Origin of the sequence: Neiella marina (assembly GCF_002165625.1) — a bacterium.
Lineage (GTDB): Bacteria > Pseudomonadota > Gammaproteobacteria > Enterobacterales > Neiellaceae > Neiella > Neiella marina.
Map to the genome: position 1 here is coordinate 59,235 of NZ_NGNS01000003.1, position 22,141 is coordinate 81,375.

The 22,141-nt window shown below is 47.6% G+C and carries 16 protein-coding genes; 4 read left to right on the forward strand and 12 right to left on the reverse strand.

Annotated elements, in window-relative coordinates; all coding sequences use genetic code 11:
* The first annotated feature begins 11 nt into the window (after positions 1–11).
* The 3 genes from CBE68_RS03690 to CBE68_RS03700 are packed head-to-tail and all read left to right on the forward strand — an operon-like array spanning position 12 to position 3,059.
* Positions 12–1,394, forward strand: a complete 1,383-nt coding sequence (locus CBE68_RS03690; RefSeq protein WP_087504714.1) for an MATE family efflux transporter — start codon at positions 12–14, stop codon at positions 1,392–1,394.
* Positions 1,379–2,470, forward strand: coding sequence for a DUF3080 family protein (locus CBE68_RS03695; RefSeq protein ID WP_087504898.1), 1,092 nt, complete (start codon positions 1,379–1,381; stop codon positions 2,468–2,470). Before CBE68_RS03690 ends, CBE68_RS03695 begins: the two co-directional genes overlap by 16 nt.
* Before the next feature lie 58 nt (positions 2,471–2,528).
* Positions 2,529–3,059 (forward strand): SRPBCC family protein, encoded by a 531-nt coding sequence (locus CBE68_RS03700; protein ID WP_087504715.1) that lies wholly within the window; start codon positions 2,529–2,531, stop codon positions 3,057–3,059.
* A gap of 52 nt (positions 3,060–3,111) precedes the next feature.
* On the opposite strand, the gene uvrB is transcribed toward CBE68_RS03700, so the two are convergent.
* The 3 genes from uvrB to CBE68_RS03715 all read right to left on the reverse strand — a co-directional run bounded on the left by uvrB (position 3,112) and on the right by CBE68_RS03715 (position 7,487).
* Positions 3,112–5,127 carry an excinuclease ABC subunit UvrB gene (gene uvrB, locus CBE68_RS03705; RefSeq protein WP_087504716.1) on the reverse strand — a complete coding sequence of 672 codons (2,016 nt, stop codon included), beginning with the start codon at positions 5,125–5,127 and terminating at the stop codon, positions 3,112–3,114.
* Positions 5,124–6,503, reverse strand: coding sequence for an MATE family efflux transporter (locus tag CBE68_RS03710; RefSeq protein ID WP_087504717.1), 1,380 nt, complete (start codon positions 6,501–6,503; stop codon positions 5,124–5,126). The genes uvrB and CBE68_RS03710 overlap by 4 nt, the downstream gene beginning before the upstream one ends.
* A 477-nt stretch (positions 6,504–6,980) precedes the next feature.
* Entirely contained in the window at positions 6,981–7,487 is a 507-nt protein-coding gene (locus tag CBE68_RS03715) for a redoxin family protein (protein ID WP_087504718.1), read from the reverse strand.
* 131 nt (positions 7,488–7,618) lie between these two features.
* On the opposite strand from CBE68_RS03715, the gene CBE68_RS03720 reads away from it, so the two are divergent.
* Positions 7,619–8,446 carry a DUF2989 domain-containing protein gene (locus CBE68_RS03720; protein WP_087504719.1) on the forward strand — a complete coding sequence of 276 codons (828 nt, stop codon included), beginning with the start codon at positions 7,619–7,621 and terminating at the stop codon, positions 8,444–8,446.
* A gap of 7 nt (positions 8,447–8,453) precedes the next feature.
* On the opposite strand, the gene msrB is transcribed toward CBE68_RS03720, so the two are convergent.
* The 9 genes from msrB to zwf form a co-directional block, all read right to left on the reverse strand.
* Positions 8,454–8,828 (reverse strand): peptide-methionine (R)-S-oxide reductase MsrB, encoded by a 375-nt coding sequence (gene msrB, locus CBE68_RS03725; protein ID WP_087504720.1) that lies wholly within the window; start codon positions 8,826–8,828, stop codon positions 8,454–8,456.
* Positions 8,829–8,851: 23 nt separating this feature from the next.
* Positions 8,852–9,547, reverse strand: coding sequence for a pyrimidine dimer DNA glycosylase/endonuclease V (locus tag CBE68_RS03730; RefSeq protein ID WP_143824480.1), 696 nt, complete (start codon positions 9,545–9,547; stop codon positions 8,852–8,854).
* Between the two features lie 85 nt (positions 9,548–9,632).
* Entirely contained in the window at positions 9,633–11,153 is a 1,521-nt protein-coding gene (gene gndA / locus CBE68_RS03735; RefSeq protein ID WP_087504722.1) for an NADP-dependent phosphogluconate dehydrogenase, read from the reverse strand.
* A 75-nt stretch (positions 11,154–11,228) separates the two neighbouring features.
* On the reverse strand, positions 11,229–13,307 hold the full coding sequence (gene glgX / locus CBE68_RS03740) for a glycogen debranching protein GlgX (protein ID WP_087504723.1): 2,079 nt from the start codon (positions 13,305–13,307) through the stop codon (positions 11,229–11,231).
* Positions 13,308–13,392: 85 nt separating this feature from the next.
* Positions 13,393–15,582 (reverse strand): 1,4-alpha-glucan branching protein GlgB, encoded by a 2,190-nt coding sequence (gene glgB, locus CBE68_RS03745; protein ID WP_087504724.1) that lies wholly within the window; start codon positions 15,580–15,582, stop codon positions 13,393–13,395.
* A 149-nt stretch (positions 15,583–15,731) separates the two neighbouring features.
* Positions 15,732–17,948 carry a 4-alpha-glucanotransferase gene (gene malQ, locus CBE68_RS03750; RefSeq protein WP_087504725.1) on the reverse strand — a complete coding sequence of 739 codons (2,217 nt, stop codon included), beginning with the start codon at positions 17,946–17,948 and terminating at the stop codon, positions 15,732–15,734.
* Between the two features lie 232 nt (positions 17,949–18,180).
* Positions 18,181–19,173 (reverse strand): type I glyceraldehyde-3-phosphate dehydrogenase, encoded by a 993-nt coding sequence (gene gap, locus CBE68_RS03755; RefSeq protein ID WP_087504726.1) that lies wholly within the window; start codon positions 19,171–19,173, stop codon positions 18,181–18,183.
* A gap of 302 nt (positions 19,174–19,475) precedes the next feature.
* Complete coding sequence (locus tag CBE68_RS03760) at positions 19,476–20,438, reverse strand: glucokinase (protein WP_087504727.1); 963 nt, start codon at positions 20,436–20,438, stop codon at positions 19,476–19,478.
* A gap of 202 nt (positions 20,439–20,640) precedes the next feature.
* Positions 20,641–22,110 carry a glucose-6-phosphate dehydrogenase gene (gene zwf / locus CBE68_RS03765; RefSeq protein ID WP_087504728.1) on the reverse strand — a complete coding sequence of 490 codons (1,470 nt, stop codon included), beginning with the start codon at positions 22,108–22,110 and terminating at the stop codon, positions 20,641–20,643.
* Positions 22,111–22,141 lie beyond the last annotated feature (31 nt).

Sequence of the window (22,141 nt, forward strand, 5' to 3'; positions counted from 1 at the left end):
TTCAAGGTAGTATGCAATCAAGCAAAATCTATTCACGGCGCGCTGAAGTCAGCCATCTCGTGCGTCTCGCTGCGCCCATTGTCGCCGCGCAAGTAGCCGCTACTTTGATGGGCTTTATCGATGCAATGATGGCAGGTCAAGTCAGTGCCACTGATTTGGCGGCGGTCGCTGTCGCTAACAGTATTTGGTTTCCTGCCATATTGTTGGTGATGGGCGTATTGATGGCATTGCCGCCGATTATTTCTCGTCATTTAGGGGCACAACAGCCTGATAAAGTACCAAACGATATGTGGCAGTCCGGCTGGCTGGCGCTGATATGTGCCATAGGTGCCATGCTATTGGTGCAATTGGCACCAATGATCTTGGCTCAGATGACGGTAGAAGCCGACCTGGAGTCGTTGGTTTATGGCTATCTCGATGCAGTGATTTGGGGGGCTCCAGGTTTCGCTGGCTACTTGGTGCTTCGCAATACCTCAGAGGGCTTATCCTTTACCAAGCCGAGCATGTGGATTGGCGTACTCGGCTTGCTACTCAATATCCCGCTGAATTACGCCTTTATCTATGGCGCTTGGGGCGCTCCGGCAATGGGAGGTGCTGGCTGTGGTGTTGCAACTGCAATTGTTCAATGGCTGATGTTTGCAGGCATGTTGCTATGCGTACGGTACCATCACTTTTATCGGCCTTACCATTTGTTGTCGGCGATTCAAGGACCCAATTGGTCTGCGATGTTGGCATTATTCAAAATTGGCTTTCCGATGGCGTTGGCATTTTTCTTTGAAGTGACCTTATTTGCCGTCGTTGCAGTGCTGCTAGCACCGATGGGAGCGACCGTCGTTGCCGGTCATCAGGTCGCACTTAACTTCAGCTCGATTATTTTCATGTTACCGATGTCACTTGGCATGGCGATCTCCATTCGCATGGGCTATCGATTGGGGCAGCGCGATCCAACTGGCTGCTTTTTCTCGTACAAAACAGGGCTTGGAGTCGGTTTGGCACTAGTCGCCTGCACGGCTTCGTTTACATTAATTTTTAGGCATCTGATTGCTGATGTATACACCAATGATGCGGCAGTCATTGAGCTTGCCACTAGCCTTTTGGTGTTGGCGACTGTGTATCAGTTGTCCGATACCATCCAAGTAATTGGAGTGAGTGCGTTGCGAGCATTTAAGGATTCAAAAGGTATTTTGTACATCACATTGTTTGCATACTGGTGTTGTGGCTTGGTGGTAGGCGTCGTACTGGCTATGACAGACATCATTGTGCCAGCGATGGGCCCATATGGTTTTTGGATCGGCTTCTGTGTTGGTCTCACCGCAGCCGCTGTGTTGCTATCGCTGCGTCTGCGTTATTGCCGTCGCAAGTTGTTCGCAAACCCAGAATGGCAACTAAGCTAACTTCTGCAGCAGTCAAAGCCATGGTCCTGTTGGCATTATTTGCGGCAGGCGTCTGGCTCGTACTAACTATATATCGTGCATCGGACTCAGATTATCTGCTGCAAGATTATCCCAACCGACTGGCTCGTGTACTGTCTACCGAGCCGGTTGCATTCACACCATTAGAACTGGAATTAACCCCGCTCTCTGGCCGCGCTACCGCGAGCGCGATGCAGGCCTACCAGTTATCTGTGCGCCAATGGTGGCAACTTAAGCCATGTCAGCTCAATGATCGTCTCGCCGAACGCAACAGTAACTTAGGGCGGGTGCAATCGCCGTCGGTCCGACTCAGTTACGAAATCGATATGCTACAAGCTCTGATGCGATGTGCGTCTGACACGCAGCCAACAGAGACACGAGATTTGTTATTAGAGCTACTCAGTCACAAACGTCAACAGCTACGTCAAGTTTGGCAACATATGTGGTTAAAGGAGCCTGCACTCACCAAATTGGTGACACCTGCTCACTCTCATTTCGATTTTGGTCAACAAGGTGACTCCGAAATCACCGCGGTGGAGCAAGCATTGCAATACCTGATCACGGTATCAGAAGCCATTGCTGTGTTGGCCAACCCGCAATCAGATAACAACCAGTTGTCGGCGCTTAACTGGGATTCAGACTTGTTTGAGCAACACCTCAAAGTGTTGTTTCATTCTGATGTGGTGCCGCAAATACTTCACAGTCAACACCAAGCCATAGCCAGTTTGTCAATGTCCAGTGCGCTTTTGCAGGCCAATCAGCAGCTGTGCAATGACGGTCAACACAACCGGTCGAGCAAACTAACCAAAGCCTTCTTTGGCCAATATTACCTCGGCACTATTCAACCTTTGCTGGGCGAAGTCAAACGAGCCAGCGACCGTTTAACGCCGCTGATGTTAAAGCTACTTACCAACACCCCAAGTCACTATCAAGTGCGCTTTCACCAAATACATCAACAGCAACGCTTTGTTGAAGTGATCAAAGCTCATAGCAAGCAATGGCAACAACTTTTTGCCCATTGTGGCGTCACCTCCGGAGAACAACTGAAATCTCGTTGATTGTCAGTACCGGATTTAGTTAGCATGCCGTCTACTATCCAACGCAAAGGAACGACGCGTGAAACTGATTTTAAAGAGTCTCATCGGCCTGTGGGTCATCATTATGGTCACAGGGCTATTTTTACCTAAAGACTATCGAATAGAACGATTTACTATCGTCGATGCAGATTTAGCCACCCTACACGCTTATGTTCAAGATTTAGAGCAATGGCAAGTGTGGTCACCTTGGCTTGAGGCTGATCCTACGATGGCCGTCACCTTGGGCTCAATTACCGCTGGTCCGGGAGCTTTTCAAAGCTGGCAGGGAGAAAGCGGCAACGGCGAACTACTGTTCACCCAGGTCAATGAGCAAACAGGGGTCAGCTACGACATTTGGTTTAACCAGAAAGCAGACAAAGCTCAGGGAGCCATTCAATATGAGCCACTTGACGGCGGCCAAATTAAAGTAATTTGGACCATGCAAGGCGAAGTGAGCACGCCTATTTTTGGTCCTTACTTGGCACTCTTTATGGATGGGATGGTAGGACCATCATTTGATTTAGGCTTGTACAAGCTCAAATCACTGGTAGAAACCGGCACTATTCACTGATGAAAGCCACATGACTCTGCTGCAATGATTTCGGCAGAGTCATGTCAATAGGTTAAGAGCTCGCGATCATTTTTTGCTGCAGTTGTTGGATTTGGTCTCGGACCGCAGCAGCCTTTTCAAACTCAAGCGCCTTGGCGTGCTCGAACATTTGTCCTTCGAGCTTAGTGATTTCCGCCATAATCGCCTCAGGGCTCATTAATGCCTTGTAATCTGCCTCTGGCTCTGCTGCTCTCGCCAGCTTCTTACTCTTTGACTTCTGATATGGCTGACCGATATCCATAATATCTGTGACACTCTTGTTGAGTGCCTGCGGGACGATACCGTTCGCTTCATTGTGAGCAATCTGCTTGGCCCGGCGGCGTTCAGTCTCATCAATCGCCTGTTTCATCGCTGCAGTTACTCTATCCGCATATAGAATGGCCTTGCCGTTGAGGTTTCGAGCCGCCCGACCAATAGTCTGGATAAGCGAGCGAGTGGAGCGCAAAAAGCCCTCTTTGTCAGCATCGAGTATCGCTACTAGCGATACTTCCGGCATATCCAGCCCTTCCCGCAACAGGTTGATGCCAACCAGTACATCAAACTCTCCCAAGCGCAGATCACGAATGATCTCCATGCGTTCAACGGCATCAATATCGGAATGCAAGTAGCGCACCCGGTAACCATGCTCGGTGAGGTATTCACTCAAGTCCTCTGCCATTCGCTTGGTGAGGGTGGTTACCAGCACCCGTTCCTGCTTATCGATTCGAAGCTGCACTTCAGACATTAAGTCGTCAACTTGAGTCGCGACCGGTCTGATTTCGATTTCTGGATCGACAAGCCCCGTCGGCCTAACAACCTGCTCAACCACCTCGCCCTCTGACTTATCCAGCTCATATTGACCCGGTGTAGCCGAGACATAAATGGTTTGCGGCGAAATGCTCTCAAACTCATCGAATTTCAGTGGTCGGTTGTCCAACGCCGATGGTAATCGGAAGCCGTAAGTCACGAGGTTTTCTTTGCGTGCCCGGTCGCCTTTGTACATGGCGCCGACCTGCGACACGGTGACATGGGATTCATCGATAATCAGCAAGGCGTTATCAGGCAAGTAATCCATTAAGGTCGGAGGCGGCTCGCCCGGTGCTCTGCCGGACAAATAGCGCGAGTAGTTTTCAATACCGGAGCAATAGCCCAACTCCTGCATCATTTCAATATCATACTGAGTGCGTTGACTTAACCGTTGTTCCTCAACCAACTTGCTAGCGGAGAGAAGCTCTTCCTTTCGCGACTTCAGCTCAACCTTGATATCGTCAATGGCCTGCAGAATCCGTTCACGTGGGGTGACATAGTGGGTTTTGGGGTAGACGGTAAAGCGGGCCAAATCTCGTTCAACGGCCCCAGTCAATGGATCAAACTCACTCAGCCGTTCAATTTCGTCGTCAAATAGTTCAACTCGAATGGCATAGGTGTCCGATTCTGCTGGAAAGATATCAATGACTTCACCGCGAACACGATAACAGCCGCGTTGAAAATCGATGTCATTGCGAGTGTACTGCAACTCGGCAAGGCGGCGCAGAATCGCCCGCTGATCGATAATATCGCCGCGCCGTAGGTGCAACATCATTTTCAGGTAGGCATCAGGATCACCAAGGCCGTAAATTGCCGATACCGAAGCGACCAGAATCACGTCTGGGCGCTCGAGCAACGCTTTGGTAGCCGACAGACGCATTTGTTCAATGTGTTCGTTTATCGATGCATCTTTGTCAATAAAGGTATCAGTCGACGGCACATAAGCTTCGGGTTGATAGTAATCGTAATAAGAAACAAAGTATTCAACAGCGTTGTTGGGAAAAAACTCTTTCATCTCACCATACAACTGCGCCGCCAAGGTCTTGTTGTGGGCCAGAATGATCGCTGGCCGATTGGTATTCGCGATGACGTTGGCCATTGTGAAAGTCTTACCTGAGCCGGTCACCCCAAGTAATGTTTGGCATGCTAAACCCGATTCCAAGCCATCAATTAACTCCGCAATTGCTTGCGGCTGATCACCGGCTGGTTGGTATTTCGAAACTAGCTCAAACGCCTTAGTCATAATTGTGGCTCACCCATTACGTTTGAATGTTGCTCAAAGCGACTAAATGTACCATTTATCCACCGCCACGCAATGAACGCCGTGACAATGTTGCCAATGACACTACCAATGAATAACCCATACACCCCCATTAGCATGCCACCGATGTAAGCGAGCGGAATGTAACAAACGAAGAAGCGAATGATGCTTAACAACAGCGCATTATTCGGTTTGTGCAATGCGTTAAAGGACGAGTTTGCCAAGATCACAATACCTTGCAGGCCATACCCTATTGGCATAATCACGACGTACCAGCGCAATACCTGCTGGACTTCCGGGTCAGACGAGAATACTTGTGCTAACCAATATGCAGTGATAGCAAGCGCGAGCGCCATGACAAGCTGCCAAACAATGACAAATTTTGCTGCAATTCGATATGCGTCATGGGCTCGTTGAATTTGTCGCGCCCCAAAATTTTGACTAATCACCGGCGGCAAAGTCATCGACAGCGCGAGTATGACGATACTTGCTATTGACTCTATTCTGCTCCCCACCCCCAGAGCCGCAACCACAGGCTCACCGTAACTGGCAGCAATAGCCGTCATCACAGCCATGGCCAGCGGAGTTAACATGTTAGCACCGGCAGCGGGAAGGCCTATGGCGAGGATTTGTCGACTGGCGGCAAGGGTTGCAATCAAATCACGAGGCCAAAAGTAAATTCTTTTTTGTCGCGCCCCTAAAACGTAGAAAATTAGCAAGCATGCACAAGACCAGGAGATCACACTGGCCAGCGCTGCACCTTGAATCCCCAACGCCGGTATTGGGCCCAAACCAAAGATAAGAATCGGGTCTAAGATGGCGTTCAATAGGCCCGCGCCAGCCATACCATAACTGGGTAACTTGGTCTCACCGTTGGCACGAAAGATGGCGTTGCATATCATCGGTAATATCAGCAACACACAGCCCCAGAGCCAAACCGTCATGTACTCCATCAATAAATCATAAGAGCTCTGCGTTGCTCCCATGGCAAAAAATACTTGCTTGCTAAAAGCGAAGAAAGCCAATGCAATACAAGCAACCAGTATGGCCGACAAATAGAGTGCTGCAGTGGCATACGTGCGCGCTTGTTGCTGATCGCCCTGGCCGATGATTTTGGCGATCACTGCTGATGTGCCAATCGACAAACCAATCGACAAGCTGATCACTGCAAAAGTGACGGGAAAAGTGAAGCTCACCGCCGCCAGTGGTTGGGTACCCAATAGACCAATAAAAAAGGTATCGACCAAGTTAAACGTCATCATGGTGATCATGCCAATGATAACCGGAGCAGTCATTTTTTTGAGGGTAATGGTCAAGTCACCATTAAGCAGATCATTGGCAGATGAAGAGGTCGACATTTTGTGAGCTAATCCAAGCTTTTTGGGGCTAGCATTCTATGAAAAACAGCCGCTACCACCAAACAATAATCGTAATTAAATTTGTCTAACGCACTAAAGATAAGGGCTGCGTGGCGACAAAGTCGTATGAGGTCAAATCTAGTCAAGAAAGTACCCCATTTTCATTCTGTTAGCGCATTCGCCCCAAAAGAATGCACAGGCTGGATTTGTCAAACCAATTGCTGTTCACTTTTTGTTCAATTTAAGTAATGTTAAATTACCAACAAGGCTAAGATTATGTTTTTTATGAAATAAAAAAATTATTTCGAACTATTTCAAAAAACATATTGACACGATTCCATGCGGCATTGAGCTTAACTCTTCATGACAATTCACATAGTTATCCACAAACTTGGTGGATAACTGAAATATCAACGTCAAATAAGTAACTTAACGTTCTGATGCTTATTTGACCAAGTTTTCCTAGTGCCGATCCATTCACAACCCGAGCCGCAACGAAAGCCCTATTTTAGTGCTAAAACCAACACCTCGTTCAATCACCTCAAGTTGCTCAGACAAGACATAAAAAGATGGGAAAACCGATATCTGAAATTGTGATTGCACCACTTCGTTACCCAGGTAAACCGGTAGAGAAAGTCCTAAATCGGCGACAAAATTTCTCACTTCACTATCGTTTTGATAAGACAATGCGATAGCTACAATGTCAACATCGGGATGCTCTTGGGCCAAGGCATCAACCGCAGGCATTGATAGGCGGCATACACCGCACCAAGGCGCAAAAAAATACAGTAGCTTTTTGTTCTGGTTTAGGGCCAATGGCGATTGCGCCAGTTGAGCACCTGTTGTAGTCAATATCGGCAGAGGTCCAGAAGGGGCTAATTGCTGGCCTTGCACCAGCATAGGTTGTTCTCGATACCATTGGATAGCGACGAACACCAACAAAACAACAGCCACGGATCCCAATGTTTCTTTAATCTTTTTCATCTCGCCTCTTTGCAGTAAACAACAAAACAAATATCGTCACAAACAACAGACCGTAAAGCTTGACATTTTATTACCCAAATCTGTCATACTTCGGGCCTTTAGGAACATTTATCGAAGGATTTCGATCGCTTATGATTCGCGGCAAGCAGAGCCTCTTTGTAGTTTCGATGCTGTTGGCATTTCCACTGCTCATTGTCGGATGCGACACTCAACCCAGCATTAAGCGTATTTGTAAACGCAACCCAGATATTTGCCAAGGTTTAAACCGTGACGGCTGGTGTCAAGAACAACGCGATGTGGTTATTAAAGCCGACTATCAAGTAGAGAGCACCAATCGTTCTGAACCTGCGCTATACAACGCACTGATAGGTTGGGAAGACTACCGAGCATGCATCGAGTTAGCTGCTCAGGTGGAAATGAAACGACTTAAAATCCGTCAGTCACAACGCGTTGAAGGTTACATCAAAGCCGAACAGATGCTGCTTGATTTGAACGAAGAAACCCGCAATGCCAAAATGCCAGAACTACTTTGGTATCACTGGACTCGAAACCAAGATAAAGAAGCTTATAAAACCTACATTTCTTATCAAGATACCGATCTGCTCAACAAGCCAGAGTTGCAGTTAAATCTTGCTGCCCACTACGCGCAACGGGATCAAGAAAAAGCAATAGAGGTGCTGCTTAAGGCGTTATCGCTTTATCCCAATACGGATTCGATGGATCAGAGTATTTTTACTCAGCTGGCAACCCTCACCTATCAGCTGGAAGATTATCGACATAGCTATATTTGGACTTTGGTGACACAGAAATTAGAAATTGCACCAGTAAACTTGCAGCAATTTGAAGAAGACAATGTGCTCACCATTCGCGACAAACAAACAGCAGAGAAAATTGCCGAACAATTGGCCCAGGATTTAGCCGAAGGTAATTTTGTTGCTAAGCGCAGTTATACGTTTTAAGTGCTAGTTAACTGTTGTCGTCAAACTCCAACGACACTGAATTGATACAATAGCGATCACCAGTCGGAGCTGGGCCGTCCGGAAATACGTGGCCCAAATGACTATCACAATTAGCGCAACGAACTTCGGTCCTACGCATACCATGACTATTATCTTCAAGGTATCGAATCGAGCCCTCGATCGATTGATAAAAGCTTGGCCAGCCACACCCTGAATCAAACTTAGCATCGCTATCGAACAGCGGATTGCCGCAACACAAGCAGGTATATTGGCCTGCTTCATTATGGTGTAAAAAGGCACCGGTAAACGGCGCTTCTGTGCCACGTTGCCAACATACGCGATACTGCTCGTCAGTTAATTCGCTTTTGTCTTTGACAGCCATCTGTCTACCAACCTCTATTGCAATTATTCAACAATGTGACAGCATGCCAAATCAGTCAATGCTGTGGTCTGCCAAAGTTCTGGCCACTTGTATTTGCTGGCTAGAAATTGAATTGCCTTCATTTTTCTTCGCGGTTCTCGTCTGTTACTAGAAAAGGTAAATGCCTCTGGCGCTTGCTCACAATAACGCCACATAGTGGCAACGACGCGTTCTAAGTATTCGACTTGTACCGGCCTTCTGATCACTTCTGTGACTTCTCGTTGCACTTCAATCAATTTCAAACGGCCACTTTGATTTTCCCGCTGTAGATACTTATACAACGAAGGCTCCCTGGCCATAATCGACAGCGCATTTTGTTGCAACAACTCATCTGGCTTTGTCGGGCTCTTGAGCCGCGCATCTTCGCTGGTGGCAGCAAGTTGCTCAAACTGAATGCCAACGCCAATATCACTGCTCATCGCAGGCCATTGAATAGCTGAGCCATTAGTTGTCACAGGGCTTTTATGCTCAATATCCAGTAAACGCATTTCTTCGACTAATTGTTCATGCCGAGCAGCAATTGCGTGAGGATGTTCTAGCCAACTGGCGATGTATGGATCAGCGGATTGATTGACCGTTTGGCCACGCTCAACAATCTGTAATAAGCCGTGAAGTTCACGATGCTCAGCAACCAGCATCGACTGGCAAAGGTATGCAGGATAACAATCCCAAATTTTCATCGGTGGATCGCGTTGTTAACGGGAATGATTAAAATATTACGCAACAAAACAAGGCCATGCCACCACGGCATGGCCAATTGGCGAGTTACTTCACGCGAACTTGTTGGCGCTCGGGCTGGCTCCATTCAATGTGATAAAACTCTCCGGCCGGTTGATCGACTCGCTCAAAGGTGTGAGCACCGAAAAAGTCTCGCTGCGCCTGTAATAAATTGGCAGGTACCACAGCATTTCGGTAGGTATCGTAATAAGCCAAAGATGCGCTAAACACTGGCGTTGGAATACCATTGATAATGGCGTTAGCAATTGATTTACGCCAGTTCGTTTGACGCTCTTCAATCTGCTCAACGAAAAATGGATCAACCAACAAGTTGGCCAACTCACCGTTGCGCTCAAAAGCTTCGGTGATTGATTGCAAGAAGATAGCCCGGATGATACAGCCAGCACGGAAGATTTTAGCAATTGAGGCAAAATCGAGATCCCAACCTTGTTGTTCACCAGCAAGCTTCATTAAGTGGAAGCCTTGGGCGTAAACACACAACTTGGAACAATAAAGGGCGTCGTGCAATTGCGCAATCAACTGCGCTTTTTGTTCCTCGTTTAGCGCTTCAGGTTGTGGCCCTTTGAGCACCTTACTGGCCGCAACGCGCTCTTGTTTCATTGAGCTAAGGGCTCGAGCGAACACAGACTGGGCAATCGATGGATTGGGAGAACCAACTTCCAATGAGCTGATCGCAGTCCACAAACCAGTGCCCTTCTGACCAGCTGTATCTTGAATCACATCAACCACAGGTTTACCGGTAGCCGGATCTTTTTGCTTTAGGATATCGGCGCTAATTTCAATCAGGTAGCTATTGAGCGGTCCTTGATTCCACTCGGCGAACACATCACCAATCTCATCACAGCTCATACCTGCAACATCGCGCATGACTTGGTATGCTTCGCAGATTTGCTGCATATCAGCATACTCAATACCGTTGTGAACCATTTTGACGTAGTGACCGGCACCGGCAGGGCCTATGTAGGCAGCACATGGCTCACCTTCGGTGACAGGCTGGCCAGGAACAAATGATTCCAGTGGCTTGCCGGTTTTAGCATCAACTTTTGCAGCAATCGCTTCCCAAACCGGAGCGAGGCGTTGCCACTGCTCCGCATCGCCACTAGGCATTAGCGCTGGACCAAAACGAGCGCCGACCTCACCACCGGATACGGCTGTTGAGAATAAGGTAAACTGGCCTTCATATTTTGCCGTACGTTCGACTGTATCGGTCCACAAGGTGTTGCCGGTATCAACCACTACAGCGTCAGTTTTCAACCCAGCCTTCATCAAATTTTCACAAACGATATCAACTGGTTTGCCAGCTGGAACCGACAAGATGATTAAATGGGGTTGAGCAGAGTGAGCCAGCAACTCTTCCAACGTATGACAACCAACAATTCGCGGCGCCTTGTCGCCACGCTCTAATTCATCTTGTTTTAACACACCTTCAATTTTGTCTTGGTCAAGATCGAAAGCAGCAATGGTGTAACCGTGGTCTGCCAAGTTCATTACCAGGTTTTTACCCATTACACCGAGGCCAATAAAGCCAATGTCACATTGTTGAGTCATAGCGTTTTTGTTCCAGCAATAATAATGCGCCGAATAGCAGTATTCGGCGAAGTGTTGGTAGGCACTCTGCGTTGCCTAACTAATTGGCCGACCGCCAAGCACTACCGTTGAGCGCGCTTTGGCTAGGTAGCGATTGGAGCGGATTCGACCATTTTTAATTCCATCTTCAGCATCAGTATCGATCAATACTTTCCAGCGACAACTTGCAGGCAAAGTAAATTCCTGGGTTGACTGACTGGCGTTGAAAATCAGTAGCAGGTGTTGTTCTTCTGCGTCAGCTTGGTCGGGCTTAAGCCAAGTTGCAACTGCTTGTGTTGCCGGGTCATGCCATTCGGCATGGGTCATCGCCCGTCCGGTAGCTGCCAACCAGTCGACGTTGACTCGGTTGTTGCCTTGATAGAATGGATCATCCTGCACACAATGACGATTGAGGATGGCGTGGGATTTTCTCAGATTTATAAGCTGTTTGACAAATTTAAGTTGGTCTAACTGCTCATTGCTCAATTGCCAATCGATCCAGCTAATATCTGAGTCTTGGCAATAGGCATTGTTGTTACCCTTCTGGGTACGAGAAATTTCGTCCCCGGCGAGTAAGTGCGGGACGCCGCGAGACAACATCATTGAAGCAATAAAATTACGTTGTTGCCGACGCCTGATCTTATTGATCGCGCGGTCAGGAGTCTCACCCTCGACGCCATAATTAGCGGAAATGTTGTGACCATGACCATCTCGCGAATTTTCTTGGTTGGCTTCATTATGGCGTTGCTCATAAGTCACCAAGTCATGCAGCGTAAAACCGTCATGGTAAGTAATAAAGTTGACGCTGGCATGAGGATGCCGACGATGACCATGGAAAATATCGCGAGAGCCCATTAAACGAGTGGCAAAGTCTGCCAAATAGCCAGCATCACCGCGCCAGAACGAGCGCATCGAATCGCGATAACGATCGTTGCACTCAAGCCAGTTGTTGGGGAATTGACCGAGTTGATAGCCGCCAAGTCCAACATCCCAAGGCTCGGCAATGAACTTGCAATGTCTCAGAACCGGATCTTGGTAAACAGCTTTCAAAAATGCACCGTTGGACTTGAATCCATCTGGTTCTCTGCCCAAAGTAACGGCCAAGTCAAAACGAAAGCCATCGACTTGCATCTCTACTGCCCAATGACGCAATGCATCTAGAACTAACGCAAGGGTGTCTGGGTTATCGAGGTTCACTGCATTACCACAGCCACTATGGTTCAGGTAGTGGTTGTAATCAGCCTTGTGTTCGTGCTGTGCAAACCAATACGATGATCGATTATCCAATCCTCGAAAACTCAATATTGGTCCATCGCCACCAGATTCTGCAGTGTGGTTGAACACGACATCAAGGATCACTTCGATGCCTGCTTTATGCAGCTCACGGACCATGACTTTGAATTCGTCGTAGGCATTTTCCACCGCGTAACGGGGATCTGGGGCGAAAAAGTTGATGGGGTTGTAGCCCCAAAAATTACTTAGTTTTCGGTCGACTAACCAAGCCTCTGACATAAAGGTGCTAACCGGCAACAGCTGAACACTGGTGACACCGAGTTCCTTGAGGTAATTCACTGCACCAGGATGCGCCAAGCCCAAGTAGGTACCGCGAATGTCTTGTGGCATCTCATCCAGTAGGTAGGTCATGCCTTTGACATGAGCTTCGTAAAGAATCATGTCGGCATCTGGGATATTCGGTTTTTCGGCACCTTGCCAGTCAAAAGCATCCGGATGCACCGGGATAGCTTTAGGAATCATGGTCTGGCTATCGCCTTCATATTGACGATTCGACCAATTGAGTGCACGGTTCAGCGATTTTGCATAGGGATCAATCAGCAGTTTGTTGGCATCGAAATACAAGCCTTCTTCCGGCTTATATTCACCTTTGGTGCGAATACCGTACATCATTCCAGCTTTGAAGCCATCGATATGACCGTGCCAAACGTCACCACTGCGATGCTCCAACGGCACACAGCAAATTTCTTGCTCGTTTTGGTCGTAAAGACAAATCGCCAATTGCGCCGCATCGGGCGCTCGTACAGCAAAGTTACAGCCAGTTTCAGTTAATGTAGCGCCAAGCGGGAAGACATTGCCCTTGCCAACACTAAAACTAGCCTTAAGAGAGTTAGCCTTTTTCACAGATTAAGGTACCTGTAAGACAAAGAATGCCGCATATAGCGGCATTCTTATTGTGTTATTTGCTTTTAAACGGAGGTTAATACGATCAACCTACCCGCTTCAAGAAAATTGTTGCAAGTGGCGGTAAATTAATCGCAATTGACTGCTCTCGACCATGCCATTCTTGCGGCTCAGCCTCGATCCGTTGTGCAACGTCATAGCCAGAGCCCCAAAATTCTTCTTGGTCAGTGTTGAGAACCACTTCATAAACACCCGGTTCATTAACACCTAAGCGATAGTTATCGCGTGGTACCGGCGTAAAGTTGGACACGACAACAACTTGGTCTTGGGTGCTTTTTGCTTTGCGGACGAAGGCCATGGTGCTGTATTCAGCGTCTTCGTGCGATATCCATTCAAAGCCCTCACCTGAGACGTCAAGCTCAAACAGCGCGTTCTCCGCTTGGTAAAGCTTGTTCAGTGCCCGAGTGAGATTTTGTTGACCTTGATGGCGCGGGAAATCAAGCAAGTGCCAAGACAAGGATGCAGAATGATTCCACTCAGCGCCTTGGGCAATTTCGTTGCCCATAAAGTTTAGCTTTTTGCCCGGATGGCCCCACATAAACGCGGTGTAACAGCGTAAGTTTGCCGCTTGTTGCCATTCATCGCCCGGCATTTTATAGAGCAACGAGTTCTTACCATGGACCACTTCGTCATGGGACAACGGCAAGATGAAGTTTTCATCATAGGCGTAAATCATTGAGAAGGTCATTTCACCATGATGATACTTGCGGTAAGCCGGATCCTTTTCCATGTATGACAACGAATCATGCATCCAACCCATGTTCCACTTGAAACCAAAGCCCAAGCCACCACTAAATGTTGGTCGACTGACGCCTGGGAATGCAGTTGATTCTTCGGCAATGGTCATCGCATGAGGGAATCGCTTGTAGACTTCTTCGTTGCACCAACGAAGTAAGCTAATGGCTTCATAGTTTTGATTGCCACCATCGACGTTAGGTATCCACTCGCCATCCTTACGAGAGTAATCCAGATACAGCATTGATGCCACGGCATCAACGCGCAAGCCATCAACGTGGAAGTGATCGAGCCAGAATAAAGCGTTAGCTACCAGAAACTGGCGGACATGGTCTCGACCGAAGTCGTAAATGCAGCTGTTCCAATCAGGGTGCCAGCCTTTACGAGGGTCAGAGTATTCGTACAGATGGGTACCATCAAAACGAGCGAGGCCATGGCTATCGTCAGGGAAGTGAGCCGGTACCCAATCAATAATGACACCGATACCGTTTTGGTGGCACTGGTCAACGAAATACTTGAAATCATCTGGTGTACCGAAGCGGCTCGTCGGTGCAAACATGCCAACAGGCTGATAACCCCAAGAGCCATCAAATGGATGTTCAGAAACCGGCATCAATTCGATGTGGGTGTATGCCAAGTCTTTAACGTAAGGAATCAACTCATCAACTAGTTCACGATAAGTCAGCGGCCGCTCGGTACCATCTTCTTCAATGACCCGGCGCCATGAACCTAAGTGCACTTCATAAATCGACATTGCGCGGAAACGTTTATCGTCGAGGTTATTGCGCTGCCAATCGCTATCATTCCACTGATAGTTTGAGTGATCATATAGGATAGAGGCATGAGATGGATACTGATCAGCATGGTAACCGTATGGGTCGGCCTTATGCGGTAATCGATTGCCGAGCGGATCTTTCATTTCGTACTTGTATTTTTCACCAGCTTGCAATCCTGGGATAAACAAGCCCCAACAGCCGTTATCCAGTTTTTGCATCGGATGGAAACGGCCATCCCAGCCATTAAAGTCGCCAACAATGCTTATCGATTGGGCATTGGGTGCATAAACAGCAAACCGCACACCTTCGATACTAACGCCATCAACCTCAGCGGTTTGGAACTGCGCTCCCATGTGATCATAAGCATCTGCGACATCTTGATACATGTGATGAACGTGATACATGGCTTGGTGATGAATTTGGTATGGGTCGACAATTTCATACTCGTGTTCCCCAGCTTCAACCACCAACTTGTATGCAAAAGGCTTGGTCAGTTTTGGCAACTCTGCCTCAAACAAACCATCTTCATCGACACATTCCAGTTCAACAGGCGCCCTTTTGCCCTTGAGAGCCACTGCTGTGACCTTGGTTGCGCGTGGTTGCCATACCCTAAGGACATAGCCAGGACCTTCTTCCACAGGAAGAAGCCCCAACTGACCGAATGGATTGGCACACTGTGCCTGTTGTAGCTGGTTTAATAGCATCTAAATCACCTGATATCCGTGTTCGTGACAACTACCGAACAGACTCCCTGCCCGGCTATTGCCACTAATATTAGCGTGTTGACGGAGAAAAGCCCGTACTTTATTGATAACTATGGTAATTAACCATTGATATCACAAAATCATAGGGCTCACTTGAGCCCTACACCATTCGCGCTCTCGCGCGTTGTTGTTAGTTCTGCGAGTAAACTTTCGATATCGGTATCGGCGAAAATCTCTTCGAGGTTACGAGACAATTTGCGACGCCAATTTGGATACTCACTGCTGGTGCCTGGCACGTTGACGGGTTTATCCATCTCAATCCAGTCTTCAAGTTGCAACGCCAACAATGCGCTACTACCCGCCGCTAAATGCAGTTGCATGCCGTAGTTCAACTCTTTTGTCATCGCGACCCAGTTGACATCGGTAGAGACACTCTGAGGAATCGTTCCCATGCCATGCAGACTATCGAGAATACGCTGCTTGGACTCGTGGCGGTCAGCATACAAACTACGCAATACTTCTTCATCGCGATAGAGTCCCAGCTCTTTACCGAGCAACAAGTCATCGCATTGCCAGAAACCTTTGAGCGTTGGCATATCGTGAGTGGTTAACGTCGCCATAGCCTGCACGGGATAATGTTGCGGTGAATAGAAACCACCGTCCTCTTTCGAGCGCTCAAAGAAGAACACGCGATACGAGTAAACACCATTTTCTTGCAATGTTTCGAAAATACCATCAGGCACTGTTCCGAGATCTTCACCAATGATCAAGCATTCGTTGCGGACACTTTCCAGCGCCAGAATGGCCAACAAGTCATCGATTGGGTAGTAAACATAAGCTCCCTTATCGGCGGTTTCGCCTGCTGGAATCCACCACAAGCGTAGCAATGCCATCACGTGGTCAATGCGAAGCGCACCACAGTGACGCATGTTGGAGCGGAATAGATCGATAAACGGCTGATAAGCTTGCTGACGAGCTGTTTCTGGTTCAATGGGTGGTAATCCCCAATTTTGTCCAAGTGGCCCCAAAATATCTGGTGGCGCGCCCACAGAGGCACCCTGTAGATAGAGTGATTTATTGGCCCAAAGTTCCGTGCTGCCTTCACTGACACCGACCGCTAGATCTCGGTAAATACCTAACTTCATGCCTGCATCAACTGCGACTTTATTTGCCGCTTGCAACTGCTCATCGGCAACAAATTGCAAGTAGGCAAAATAATCTACTTTGCTCTTCTCTTTTTTGATGAATTTGGCGACCGCTTCATTACTGAAATCTTGGTACTCTTCTGGCCACGCAGGCCAGCCCCAAGCATTCATACCTTGGCTGATAAATTGACGTTGTAAGGCGTCAAAACTAGCTTGCTCTAACAAGCTCTCTCCGCCAGCTTTAACAAACTCACGGAACGCCCGAGCGCGCTTCGTGTTACGGCGCAACTCTTGCTCTTTGAAGGTCTCGAACACCAAATCAAGCGCTTCGAGTTTAGCTTCCATGACGCCTGTATAGTCAACCCATTGGGCTTCGCGAAGTAATTCAAGGCGATGTTTAAACGCATCGCTATCGACCAATTGTTTGGCGGCATCGCAGGCCGTGTATTCTGGAATTGCAGTCACATCGATGTAGACAATGTTTAACCAGCGGCGGCTCGAAGGTGAATATGGACTAGCGCTCTCAGGGTTCGATGGGTAAAGCGCATGAATTGGGTTCAAACCAACAAAATCACCGCCTTTGTCACCAATTTGTTGGATTAGAAACTCCAAATCAGTGAAATCACCAACACCCCAGTTACGAGTTGAACGCAAGCAATACAACTGTACGCTTGGCCCCCAGAGCTTAGCCCCTTGTTTCACTGTATCTGGTGTAAAACAAGCCCGTGGCGCGACGATCACAGATGTTTCTGCTATCACCTCGTCAATGGCATTGCTCAACGTTAGCGTGTGGTAGCCCAGTGGCAATTGCTGGTGAATAGAAACGCCGTAACGCTGATACAGGACGCCATCGACTTCCGACTCAGCGACTTTTTCACCTTCAATCGGCGTCAGCGTGCCTTGATGAGTGGCACCATCTTCTTGCGTAATAGTCCATTTGAGGAGAGCAGAAACTTGTTGTTGAGCAACGCTCACTTCAAAATGGAGTTGATGCAAGTCGCGACTGACAATAACCGGAGCCAACGGGTCCTGCCACTTACGAATTTGCATTTGATGAATTTGTTCTCCGAGTGCTTCGGCGTCATCAACAGCGTAGCCCATCGCAGCTAATAGTTTCTCCTTGCTCTCTGGAACAACAGTAGCGGGATTTCCCCACGCATCGACATAATTTGATTCTATACCGTGCTCTTCACACAGCAATTGTATTTGCTTATCGACCATGACATTACCTAACCTATAAATCTTTATTTTTATTCGAACAATGCAATTTTAAGAATGCCTTTAACAGGTTAAAAGGTAGCACTAAAAAAGAAACCGGTACCTTTTTTACCAGGTTAAAAATATGCAGATTGAGTCACACTTTACTTGAGTCAATAAAGCATAGTTTTGTATACAAAACAGGCATAAAAAAAGTCCGCATGAAAGCGGACTTTTTGAAACAAAATTGATCGACTTAGGCGATGTGAGCAACCAAGTCCAATACTTTGTTTGAGTAGCCGATTTCGTTGTCGTACCAAGATACAACTTTAACGAAAGTATCAGTCAGTGCGATACCAGCGTCAGCATCGAATACTGAAGTGTTGATTTCGCCAACGAAGTCGTTAGAAACAACTGCGTCTTCGGTGTAACCCAAAACGCCAGCCATTGCGCCTTCAGAAGCCGCTTTCATTGCCGCACAAATTTCTTCGTAGCTAGCAGGCTTCTCTAGGTTAACAGTCAAGTCAACAACAGACACGTCTGGAGTTGGAACGCGGAATGCCATACCAGTCAGTTTGCCATTCAACTCAGGAATTACTACGCCTACAGCTTTAGCAGCACCAGTTGAAGATGGGATGATGTTCTGACCAGCGCCACGACCACCGCGCCAGTCTTTCGCAGAAGGACCGTCAACAGTTTTCTGAGTCGCAGTAGTAGCGTGAACAGTAGTCATCAAACCGTCTTTGATGCCCCAGTTGTCGTTCAGTACTTTAGCGATAGGAGCCAAACAGTTAGTAGTACAAGACGCGTTAGATACGATGTCTTGACCAGCATAAGTGTCGTGGTTAACGCCCATTACGAACATTGGAGTTGCGTCTTTAGAAGGAGCAGACAGAACAACTTTCTTAGCACCAGCTTCGATGTGCTTACGTGCAGTTTCGTCAGTCAGGAACAGACCAGTTGATTCAACAACAACTTCAGCGCCTACTGCGTCCCATGCCAGAGCAGCTGGATCGCGCTCAGCAGTAACACGTACAGTTTTGCCATTTACAACCAAGTTGCCGTCTACGACTTCAACAGTACCGTTAAAACGACCGTGAGTTGAATCGTACTTCAGCATGTATGCCATGTACTCAACGTCGATCAAATCGTTGATACCTACAACTTCGATGTCAGCACGCTCAACAGAAGCGCGGAATACAAAGCGACCGATACGGCCGAAACCGTTGATGCCTACTTTAATAGCCATTTTCGTTCCTTAAGTTGGATTAATTCATCATCTTACGGGGGTGCATTATAATAGCACCGAATGAAATAATGTTGATATTAATCAATCAAAAAAACCCTTCAGAAAAAGGGTTGCTGGCATGACCAGCTTCACATTTACATGCTCAAATGTTCGTAATAGTACGAACATTTGAGCGAATTCGTTAATTTTAGCCTGAAAGACTTACAGTTTTGTAGTCAGCTAAATTGCTGAACAACTATAGTCCAAAAAAGGGAAAGGAAAAGTAACATAGCGTTACATCCAATCTCTCCCTTTGCTGGTCATTAGTTGAAGCCTTCTTGCATTAAATAAGCGGCAGCACCAAGCAAACCTGGTTGCTCTTCGGTAATCAAGAACGTTGGTACTCGGCGGACGTAATCAGTAAAGCGCCCTTTCGCTTCAAAGCGGGCACGGAATTCACTCCGCTCAACAAAATCAGTGAAACGCGGAACGATACCGCCAGCGACATAGACACCACCAAAGGCGCCTAGGTTCATTGCCAGGTTACCGGCATGGCTGCCCAACACTTTACAGAATTGCTCAACTGCAGCTTGGCAAAGCTCGCACTCGCCGGCCACGCCCAACGTGGTGATATCTGCCGGAGTGCGCTCAATGACAGTGACGCCACGCATTTCGCATAGTGCCTCATAGATCTGAATCAAGCCTAAACCGGATAGTAGTTGCTCATAAGAGACGTGCGGGTAACGTTTGTTGAGATACTTCCAGATGTAGTTGTCAACGTCATCGATAGGGGCAAAATCAACATGGCCGCCCTCTCCCGGCAAGCTATGCCAATGACCTTCAACACTGACCAAGTGAGCAACGCCCAACCCAGTACCCGGACCAAGTACAGCTTTCGGCGCTGCGGGCTCGATCATCCCCGGCCCGACTTGCACCATCTGATCGTCTTTGAGGAAAGGTAATGACATAGAGATGGCGGTGTAATCATTGATGATGTAGAGCGCGTCCAAGCCTAGCTCTTCTTGCACCTCGCGACGAGAGAATGCCCAACTATTGTTAGTCATATCAATCCAGTCACTATTGGTTGGACAAGCAATGGCAATACAGGCGTGGCGTACGGAAGCATTTACCTCTTCAAGATAATGCCGAATGACATCAGTAATAGTTGGATACTGAGCGCAAAGGTATTTGCGCAATTCGGTATACTCAACGCCTTGTTCGTCAACAAGTGCAAGGCGAATATTGGTGCCGCCTACGTCGGCAATTAGGCCAAGTTGCTGAGTCATGAAATTACTCCGCTAAAAATTGTTGTGTGGTTTGTTTGTTATATAGTCGCGCGACATTACAACATTTTTTTGAGTCAAAAAAAATAAGCTATGCACGCTGCTCAGTCATATTTTTTTGAAACCGCGATAATTATTGACCAAACACAAAAAAAGGCACGAAGTTTTTCCTCGCGCCTTTCAAGAGCCGGTTTATCCGTTGGCATCACTCGTGCCAGCTGCGATCATCTTTGGCTAATAGAGCAACGGACGACACAGGTCCCCAAGTGCCAGCTTGGTAAGGTTTAGCTCTCACGCCACAATGCTGCCAAGCTTCAATAATTGAATCGGCCCAAGTCCATGCTTGCTCCACTTCTGGGCGGCTGACAAACAGAGTTTGATTACCGACCATGGCCTCGTACAACAAACGCTCATAGGCATCTGCAATTCGTTCGTTAGCAAAGGTTTCAGAAAAACTCAGATCCAATTTAGCCTGTTGCAACTTCATTGGCTCATCAAGACCCGGTACCTTATTAAGGAACTGGAACTCAACACCTTCGTTGGGTTGCAAGCGGATAGTTAACTTGTTTGGCGGTAGGTTACGGTAAGCATGAGCAAAAATATTATGGGGCTGCTGCTTAAAGTAAACGACAATTTCACTCAACTTGCTTGGCAGTCGTTTGCCGGTGCGCAGATAGAAAGGAACGCCAGCCCAACGCCAGTTGTCAATATCAACGCGAATGGAGACAAACGTTTCCGTTTCGCTACGCTGATTTGCACCCTCTTCTTCCAGATAGCCAGGTACTGCATGACCTTTCAAAAATCCGGAGGAGTACTGACCACGAACCGTTTTAGCATCGATATTGGTATGAGTAATAGGTCGCAAGGCCTTGAGTACTTTAAGCTTCTCATTGCGGACACTGTCAGCATCTAAATCAACCGGCGGCTCCATGGCAATAATGGTCAACAACTGCAGCAAATGGTTTTGTACCATATCGCGCATCTGTCCAGCCTTGTCGAAGTAACCCCAACGACCTTCAATACCCACTTCTTCGGCGACTGTTATCTGCACATGATCAATGTTGTTGTGATCCCAGTTATTGGTAAACAACGCATTGGCAAACCGTAAGGCAAACAAGTTGAGAACCGTATCCTTACCTAAGTAGTGATCGATTCGATAGATTTGGCCTTCGTCAAAAAACTCTGCGACTTGGTCATTAATCACCTTGGATGATTCAAGGTCTTTGCCGATTGGCTTTTCCAACACCACTCGGCACTGGTCATTCACTAGCCCAGCTTGGTTCAGACCTTTACAAATGGTGCCATAGGTTGCAGGTGGCATGGCAAAGTAATAGACGCTTGGCAACTGAGAATCACCAACAAACGCTTTAACGGCGTCGTAGGTCGCCTGATCATCAACATCAAGACGGAAAAAGAACAGACGCTGGACAAATCGCTGCCAGGTTTCTTCACAAATTTCATCTGACATAAAAGATGTAGTGTTTTCTAACACAACATCACGATACTGCTCGTGATCATAATCGCGACGAGCAGCACCAATAATACGTGTATCTGGGTGCAACAACCCTGCTTTATCGAGTTGATATAAAGAAGGCAATAATTTACGACGGGCTAGATCGCCCTGCGCACCAATTAAAACAAAATCGCACTGCGCGGTATATTCACCCTGCGACATAGCTTCTCCAAACCTATTTAAGAATGTGGTC